This is a genomic window from Clostridium sp. (assembly GCF_036569345.1).
Classification (GTDB): Bacteria; Bacillota; Clostridia; order Clostridiales; family Clostridiaceae; genus Clostridium_AD.
This window is the reverse complement of sequence record NZ_DATCQT010000045.1, coordinates 20,132-29,016: the sequence shown is the minus strand read 5'-3', so window position 1 is coordinate 29,016 and position 8,885 is coordinate 20,132. Positions and strand designations below refer to the sequence as shown.

Below are 8,885 nucleotides of genomic sequence, written 5' to 3'. Positions count from 1 at the left end.
ATGTTTATAAGGTTTACCCTGGTCTGACAGCAGTTGCGAATTTAGTTGTAAGTGATTTTGTTCCAAAGACATTTAGAATTACTGTGTCTCATAATAATGCTAACTCTACAACATATTCAGTTGGTTATTGCTTGGTATAGGTTTATCTTAATATGATACGCCAAAACTTAATAATTTATAGACATGAGGTGACACAATAAAATGCTTCAAGTAATTGATCGTTCAAACCCAGTAAAGAAAGCAAAATTATATTTATCAAAACCAAATAAGGATATAATTTCTCCATTAAATGACGCATATAATATAGTCTACTCCCCCAAACTTGGAGGAATAAGTGAATTATCGTTTTCAATACCCGTTCAGGTAGAATCGCATCACAAATTAATTATTAATCCTAATCTAAATAAGCTTAAAGGTTTCTACTTAATTAAATATGTTGGTAATACTACAGAATGGTTTATAATAAATCAACCTACTAAAAGTATGAGTGAAAGTGGAGATGTTAAAAACATTCATTGTTTCTCCATCCCTTTTGAATTGAGTTTTAAAAATATTAGGAGTTTAGAAGCTATTTCATATAATCTACAGAGAATAGTTGAAGATATTTTACAAAATGATACGATATGGAGTTTGGGGTTTTGTGACCCCTCTTTTAATTTAATTTATCGTTCTTTTAAAGTAAATAATAAATCTATTCTTGATTTTTTAAATGAGATTGCTGTTGCGTTTAATAGTTTAATGATTTATGACACAGAGCTAAGAACTGTATCTTTTTATAAACAAGAAGATGTAGGGACGAACAAGGGTTTTAGGTTATCTTATGGGAATCTTATGAAAGGCGTAGAAGAGGTAGTAGATAATTCTTTAATGGCAACACGATTTCGCCCAACTGGATTAGATGGATTATCAATAAATTCAGTAAATCCAATGGGGAGTAATTACATAGAAGATTTTTCATACTTTATTGCAGGATTTGTTCAAGATGCCAATGGTAATGTTTTAGCAGAATCCCCTTATATGTCTAATGAATTATGTAAAGCACTTATTGCTTATGATATATTAATTGATTCCAAAAAAGGAGTTTATTCTGCTTACTTGGTTCAACTTCAAACAACACAAGAATTATTAGTAACTAAACAAAATGAGTTAGCAGATCTACAAATTGCTATGGATCAAATTACAGACAATTTAGATATAGCTCAATGCTCAGTAGATGCTGATTCAGTTGCTCAAGCAGTTATTTTAGTAGCGCAACAAAAAGCACAACAAATATTAATGGATACTAAAAATTCTGAAATAGCTACAACCAATGTTAGTATTGCATCTATTAATGCACAAATAACAGCATTACAAACTTTATTAAATGCTGAGAATAATTTTACATTGGCTGAAATTAGAGAACGTACCCAATTTATTCTAGAAAAAGATTGGCAGAACGATAATTATTGGGACGCTCAGGAATTATATGATGCTGGTGTTTTAGAGTTCGATAAAATAAGAGTCCCTCAAATTTCTGTTAAAATTGATATGGTAAATTTTCTTGACATCCTTGAGGAACAGAAAAGGTGGGATAAACTCAATCTTGGGGATATCATTACTGTTTATTATGATAAGTTAGATATATATATACAAGCAAAGATTACTGAGTTTTCTATAAATCATGAGGATGGAAGTATATCTCTTACAGTTGCCAACGTACAGGAAATCATTACTGACGAAATCAAATTTATTAATGACCTGTATAAATCTATTTCTACTAGTAATGTGGTTCAGGTAAATTCTAATACTTGGAATAGCGTAGATCAAGTTGCTTTTGAACTGAGCGATTTTTTGAAGAACAGTTTAAAGACTGCGAATCAAACAATTGTATCGGGTAATAATGAATCTGTAGTTGTAAATAGACGAGGAATAACTGTATTTGATCCTTCTTCTCCGATGCATTTAATTAGAATAAATCATGGTTCAATTTTACTTTCTGAAGATGGTGGTGAAACTGTTTCTTTAGCGATCAACAGCGCGGGTTTGTATGCCGAGACAATAATTGGAAAATTATTGATCGGAGAAAAATTAATAATTGAAACGGCAAACGGAATAATTAGAATTAATGGACAAAGCATTACTGTTTTTGAAGGAGATAAAACTACAAAACGTGTAATACTTGGTGATATTTCTGATTTGGAAGATGGGTCTTTGTATGGACTTAAACTCATAAATAATAATGGTGTTACTGTAATTTCCAATGGAATTGTTAATTCTGACAGTATACAATTGGTCGACAATGTTGACGAAAATCACAAACTTAAACTGAAGATATATGTCCCAAATGAGGTGTTAGAAGTAAGAAGCGTAAAATTAGCTTTTAGTTTAGAAATGTTTAGAGCATATGAACAAGGAATTGCATCAGGTGGTGGTACTACAATTTCTAGCGAAGGGGGAGGAGCTAGTTCGCCAACTAGTGAGGGCGGTGGTGGAACAGGAGGGTCTGCAAATGGAGACCATAGTCACCTTATGTTTCATATTGAACCGTTAATTATTCCAGAAATAACTCCTAATGATAAATTACTTAGGTGTGCAGATGGTAATTCAGCTTTGAGTTGCAAAGGAGAAATTTCCACTAGTGGTGACTTATATACAAAAGGAACTTCTGGGAATCATACTCATAATGGCCCTACACATTCTCACCAAACTATAATATCCCCTCATAATCATAGTGTAATACTCCCATTGCACAATCATTCGCTACAATTTGGTATTTTCGAGTCAACGATGGCTAGTGCTGTGGATGTGTACGTCGATGGAATACTTCGTCTCAATAATGGAGGCTTACATTACAATTCTGACCAAAATAATTTAGAACTCTCTCCTTATATTCAGACAAGTGGGTGGCATGTGATTGAATTGAGTTCTGCAAGTTTGGGACGAGTGAACGCTAGTCTATATATTTTATCGTACATAGCATTGTAATAAGATTTGATTTTAGATGGATAGATTAAATTCCCCAAATAATCATAATCACTTTATCATTTTCAAATACCAATTGAACATTTTTACCCTCTAAACTATTATTCCCTTTAAATTCATATGTTCCCGCCACAACTTTTTCTCCTACACTTCCAATAATTTCAGCAACCTGTCTAAAAGTCATACCATTTTTAATTTGATCTAATTCAGGTTTAGATATACTTGGATCATTTGACGCAGGGAAATTAGATGGCAACGCAATATTTGTTTGGGGTGTAGTTGCATCTTTTGTAGTTGATATTGAAGTTGTTGCTACCCCACATCCCAACATTACAAATATGACTCCAATGGACAGTAAATACATAATCTTTTTCATTTGTAAAACCCCTTTCCTTACTTTTCTATTCCATATATATAATATATCACATTAACAATATAAAGGCAATAAAAAACTTGTAAAATTTTTCAATATCATTATACCACATCTTTCCAAATGTCGAGGGAGTTATTCACTAACTTAATTATTCAAGACATAACCATAATTTACCTTAATATACATAATAAATAATAAGTTAAACCCATAAAAACTTTTAAACGCACGCACGCTATGGTATACTTGTGTCATTACATCAAGAAGAGGAGGATGAATGATGCAAGTTACACTTAATACTAGAATAGCATTGGTATTGCGCCAACGTTTAGACAATTATGTAAAAAAAGTAAATAGGCCACTAGCGCAAATCACAGCTGAAGCACTTGAAAAATACTTGGATGAAAAAGAAAAAAGTAGATAGTTTTTAGTTGACGTATGCGTGCACGCGTGCTATACTTGGTATAGTAAATATTTGAAGGCGAGGCGCATACATATGACAAAAATGAGTAATGCCGTATTCAACTTTATTGCAATTTGTAACCACTGCGACTTATCACTTAAAGAATATGAGGCAGGAATTGAAAGCTTAACTGAAGTTGAGCAAGAGAAATTTTACGAACTAGCGTTACAAGCTGAAACAATGTCATAAGTAAATTTGCAAAGCATTAGTCGAGTATTATATGAAATACTCGACTAATGCTGAATAATGTGTTTTTATTCAGGAGCAAATTTAAAAGTAGGGAGCGAAATAATGTCTAGAACAACAGTAAAATATACATATGAAGAAGTATTGGAAATATTTATAATTAAAGGTTATATATTAATGGATAAGATATATAAAAACAATAAGCAAAAATTAACATTTAAAGACAATGAGGGATTTATGTATTATTGTTCACTTCATTCTTTTATGTTATATCAACCCAGCAAAGTAGAAAAATCTAATCCTTATACAATACAAAATATTAAATTATGGTTAAAATTAAATAATAAACCTTTTGAATTATTAAGCTATACTTATAGTAGAAATAATATAAAACTGAAATGGAAATGCTTTATTATTGGTTGCGAAGAGGTATTTGAAGCTATGTGGAATGATATGACTAATAATAGAGGATGCCCTTATTGCGCAGGAAGACGAGTTGGTTTATCAAACTGTCTAGCAACTAAAAGTCCACAATTGTCATTAGAGTGGCATCCTACTAGAAATAATAATTTAACTCCATATAATTTTACAGCTTTTAGCATAAAAAGAGCTTGGTGGCAATGTAGTAAAAATCCCAAGCATGAGTGGGAAGCTACGATAGCTGGAAGGAATTTTAATAATAGTTGTTGCCCATATTGTGCAGGTAAAATTCCTTCAGAAGATTATAACTTACTAGTTTGCCACCCAGAAGCATGTGAAGAATGGAATTATGATAAAAATGATAAATTGCCAGAAGAGTATTGTCCCAGTAGTAATAAATCTGTTTATTGGAAATGTAAAGAATGTAGTCATGAGTGGAAATCACAAGTTGTTTCTAGAACAAAACTAAATGGTTATAACTGCCCAGAGTGTTCAGGATCACATGGTGAGATTAAAATAAAAAAATGGTTAAAGAAACATGACATTGATTATATACCTCAAAAAGAGTTTGATGGGTTAATTGGAGTAGGAAATGGCAATTTATCTTATGATTTTTATCTACCACAACACAACAATCTACTTATAGAGTACCAAGGAGAATTTCATGATGGGAAAAGTAATCTTTTTGTTAAGAAATTCTTAAAATATCAACAAGAGCATGACTTGCGTAAAAAAACCTACGCATTATCTAATGGATATGAATTACTAGAAATATGGTATTGGGATTTTGATAATATAGAAAGTATATTAGAACAATATATATTAGAAAAGAATAAAAATAAAGAACTTTCATTAGCACTCTAATATCATTATACCACAATCAAGCATAAGAGAGGCAATAATTGACCTCTCTTTTTGCATACCCAAAATAGCAAAAGGAGGTCGATTTATTTGTCAATATTCAATGATACAAGTATAATTACAAAGCGCAGAAAAGGTACAAGTGATGATCCATTTGTATCATTATCAGAATCCCATCAAATAGAAAATAATTCTGTAATTCTATCAGAAATACCATCCTCATACACCAAAGTCCTTGTCACAGGAGCAGGAACTATTTGGTATGAAATTCCAAGTGGAATTCCTACTGCTAATCAATATGTAGTTGATTACATTGCGAATATAATTACTTTTGAGGCATCTAGAAATGGATTACAGCTTCAATTTAATTTTAAAGGAACTGGATTACATTATGTTCCAGCTAGTATGGTATACACTCAATTAGATGTAAATAACAATGTTAGTCAGACTCTTCAGGATTTAACTAATACTACAAACGCAAATAATACTAATTTTACTACTTCTGAAAATGTTCGTGTTGCAAGTGAAAATGCAAGAGGAGCTTCTGAAAATAATAGAGGTACAAATGAAAATACCAGACAAACTCAAGAAACAAATCGTCAAGATACATATGCAACTTCATTAGTAAATTTCAAAGGTGTTGTCACAGGCAAAACATCTCTTCCATCTTCTGGTAATCTATTAGGAGATGTTTATCAAGTAATTGATGATGTTGTACTAACATCTAATAATGCAATGTGGAGATTTAATGGCACTATTTTTGTAAAATCATATGTACTTGATTTAACTTTTGCTGGTGGATATGGAGCAAATGATAGTCAAGTTTTTATTGCTACTGCAAATCAAACATTATTTACTTTAACTTCGTTTCCTTATCTTGTAGGCAAGAACCAATTAATGATAATGATTTATGGAATTAAGCAAACAATTACTTCTGCTTATACAGAGACAAGTACAAATTCCTTTACTTTATCTGAAGGAGTTCCAGTTGGCACAATTGTCGAGGCATTTAAAAGTGTTCCAGGTGGAGCAGGGAGTATTACTACTCAAGAAGTAGAAAATGCTAGAGTTAGTTCTTTGGGTGTTGGATACGCAAATCTTAAAGCAAGATTAGACGATCATGATAGCAATAAAGTTGGTGTGCTTGGTAATTTAGTTACTGTTGCTAAGACGGATATAGTTAGTGCAGTTAATGAAATACACAATGATGCTATTACTGAAGTTAATGCTCGTCTGTCGGATAAGGCTGAGAGTGTGACACAACTAGCGCTAAAGGCAACCACTGCTTACGTCGATGCTTTCACGTCAGGGTCACCTAAGGGAACATACGCAACCTTAACAGCATTACAAACAGCATTCCCCACAGGCAATACAGGAGTTTATATTGTTTCAGCTGATGGTAAACTATATAGCTATATTACTTCGGCATGGACAGCAGGGGGAGTATATCAAGCAACAGGGATCGCAGATAATTCCGTAACACCTAAAAAAGCTTCTTTCTTTGCAACTGGGAAAAACCTATTAAATAAAGATGTTGCAATAGGGGGTAAATTTGTAAGTTATACTACGGGGGCATTAGTAACTAACGCAAGTTATTATTATCTTGATTATATAAACATATCGGCGTACCAAGGTCAATATTTAACCTGTACAGATTGTGGGCAAGGTGCGTTTTATGATGGTGGTAATGTTTTCATATCAGGATTAAGTAATGCTGTAAGCCCCTCTACAACCATTATTCCTGTAAACGCAATCAGTATACGGATCTCTGTTCCTAACACTACTATGCTAGAGACTGCACAAATGGAGATAGGGGATGTAGCTACAACTTACCAAAGCTATTTAGTTCTCAGTAATAAGTATATAAATGGTAAATCAATAACGAAAGACAAGTTAGCAGATTCATATATTAAGGCACCAATCAGTAAGAATCTTATTAATAAAGATACGTTAATAAAAGATGGAAAATTCCCGTCTTATACTACTGGCGCGTTGGTTGCTAATGTACTTTATTGTCACACAGATTATATAAATATATCGGCATATCAAGGTTTAAAATTAATATTAGTTAACACAGGTGGTCAACACGCTTTTTATGATACGAATAAAGTATTTGTATCCGGTATTGCTGCTATTAATTTATATGAAGAGTGGGTTATTCCGCTAAACGCTGTTTATATAAGAAGTGCCGTAATGTTGACAACAATAGATAAAGCACAGGTTGAGATAGGTTCACTTGTTGAAGGGTATAGCAGGTATGAACCTAACCCAATAGTTGATGTTAAATATGTAAACAACACACTTGATGACGTGTATGCGAAGCTAGCACTAAAACAGAGTAATCCTATTGTCGTAACAAGCTCTGCTACCGAAAAAGTAGTTAAGATAGGTGGAATAATAGGGACAGATTGCGATTTCACAGATATAGTATCAGCGATGGAAAGTATAACGGACAATTCAAGCACTAAGGTATATATACTAAAAATAATGAATGGAACTTATGACGTAAGCAATGATGGAAACCTTAGCATAGGCTTAAAGAATTATGTAAACATAGTAGGCCAAAGCAGAAATGGCGTTAAAATAATAAAACGCGAAACAACTTATGCCGATACTAAAAATGTGTTTGATGTAGCACATTATAACCAAACCATTGAGTATACTTCGATAAGAAACTGCACTATTATAGGTAAAAATGTTAAGGCACCAGTTCACCTTGACGGAACGAATTTTAGTAAAGTTGAGGTCATTGATTGTAATTTGATCAATGAAAATGATGCAGGATCACCTAATTATCAGAATGGTTTAGCTTGCGGATTAAGGCAAAATGTCCACATTGTAGCTAGGGGTTGTTACACAAACGGTATGCTTTGGGGTCATAACTCAAATACTCATTACCTAGACATAGAGGGTTGTAGTTTTGAATTGTATAATTGCATAAGCAAATATATAGTTGTCGGTGATTTGTTAAGTTATGGTCATGATACTGTAATTATAGATGGCTGTAAGACGGAATTTTTAAGACTTTTATACTATAAAAATTACGGTACGCCATTGAGTTATGTTCAACCAAGTTTTGAGTTTCGGCTAAAAGGAAATTCAATTGATTACATCGAAGCAGTGACAACAACTGACGGTGGGGTGACATTTGTAGAGACAGCATATGACGAAATATATAATGGGAAATGTTCTATTAGTGATAGTTCTATCAATAATTACTGTAAAAATACGAGTTTGGCAAATATCACAAAAGGTCAATTAATTACGTTAGATAGTGCATCTGATATGACAGGAATTAAGGCTTGGACAGTTGGTAGTAAGCTATATGGGGTAGCTTTAGATAGTATCTTGATAGGTGATTTCGGTATAGCCCAATGCAACGGATCTATTCAAATTAGTGCCGATGGTACAACACCCATCAACTTCAATGACGCACTAGAGCTTAATGGTAGTGGCGTAGCTGTAAAACAGACTACAGGTACTTTAATTGGATATGCTAGACAACCCTTGTTAAGTGGGACAGGAATTATAAGAGTGAAGCTAGCACGGAGTTGACGCATTATACGACATAATTTACAATTTTATAACTACTGTATTTAATTAAGAGACTATAAATAATATAGT

Annotated in this window: 6 protein-coding genes; 5 read left to right on the top strand and 1 reads right to left on the bottom strand. The window is 32.8% G+C overall.

Translation table 11 applies throughout. The annotated features are described in order from the left end of the window. Positions 1-201: 201 nt before the first annotated feature. A complete protein-coding gene (locus tag VIM70_RS04315) occupies positions 202-2,964 on the top strand; it encodes a phage tail protein (RefSeq protein ID WP_331944460.1) in 2,763 nt (920 codons plus the stop codon). 25 nt (positions 2,965-2,989) lie between these two features. Here the strand turns inward: VIM70_RS04315 and VIM70_RS04310 are convergent, their stop codons facing one another. Continuing rightward, positions 2,990-3,337: a hypothetical protein gene (locus VIM70_RS04310; RefSeq protein ID WP_331944458.1), complete on the bottom strand. Its 348-nt coding sequence runs from the start codon at positions 3,335-3,337 to the stop codon at positions 2,990-2,992. A gap of 271 nt (positions 3,338-3,608) precedes the next feature. Between VIM70_RS04310 and VIM70_RS04305 the strand changes: the two genes are divergently transcribed. The 4 genes from VIM70_RS04305 to VIM70_RS04290 all read left to right on the top strand — a co-directional run bounded on the left by VIM70_RS04305 (position 3,609) and on the right by VIM70_RS04290 (position 8,816). Continuing rightward, positions 3,609-3,755 (top strand): hypothetical protein, encoded by a 147-nt coding sequence (locus VIM70_RS04305; protein ID WP_331944456.1) that lies wholly within the window; start codon positions 3,609-3,611, stop codon positions 3,753-3,755. A gap of 72 nt (positions 3,756-3,827) precedes the next feature. Next, positions 3,828-3,983 (top strand): hypothetical protein, encoded by a 156-nt coding sequence (locus VIM70_RS04300; RefSeq protein ID WP_331944454.1) that lies wholly within the window; start codon positions 3,828-3,830, stop codon positions 3,981-3,983. A gap of 102 nt (positions 3,984-4,085) precedes the next feature. Next, positions 4,086-5,264, top strand: coding sequence for a zinc-ribbon domain-containing protein (locus tag VIM70_RS04295; protein ID WP_331944452.1), 1,179 nt, complete (start codon positions 4,086-4,088; stop codon positions 5,262-5,264). 87 nt (positions 5,265-5,351) lie between these two features. Further along, a complete protein-coding gene (locus VIM70_RS04290; RefSeq protein WP_331944450.1) occupies positions 5,352-8,816 on the top strand; it encodes a hypothetical protein in 3,465 nt (1,154 codons plus the stop codon). The last annotated feature ends 69 nt before the right edge of the window (positions 8,817-8,885 follow it).

Bases quoted from the DNA above. Each gene is read 5' to 3' on its own strand.
- VIM70_RS04315 (WP_331944460.1), top strand. From the start codon at position 202: ATGCTTCAAGTAATTGATCGTTCAAACCCAGTAAAGAAAGCAAAATTA.
- VIM70_RS04310 (WP_331944458.1), bottom strand. From the start codon at position 3,337: ATGAAAAAGATTATGTATTTACTGTCCATTGGAGTCATATTTGTAATG.
- VIM70_RS04305 (WP_331944456.1), top strand. From the start codon at position 3,609: ATGATGCAAGTTACACTTAATACTAGAATAGCATTGGTATTGCGCCAA.
- VIM70_RS04300 (WP_331944454.1), top strand. From the start codon at position 3,828: ATGACAAAAATGAGTAATGCCGTATTCAACTTTATTGCAATTTGTAAC.
- VIM70_RS04295 (WP_331944452.1), top strand. From the start codon at position 4,086: ATGTCTAGAACAACAGTAAAATATACATATGAAGAAGTATTGGAAATA.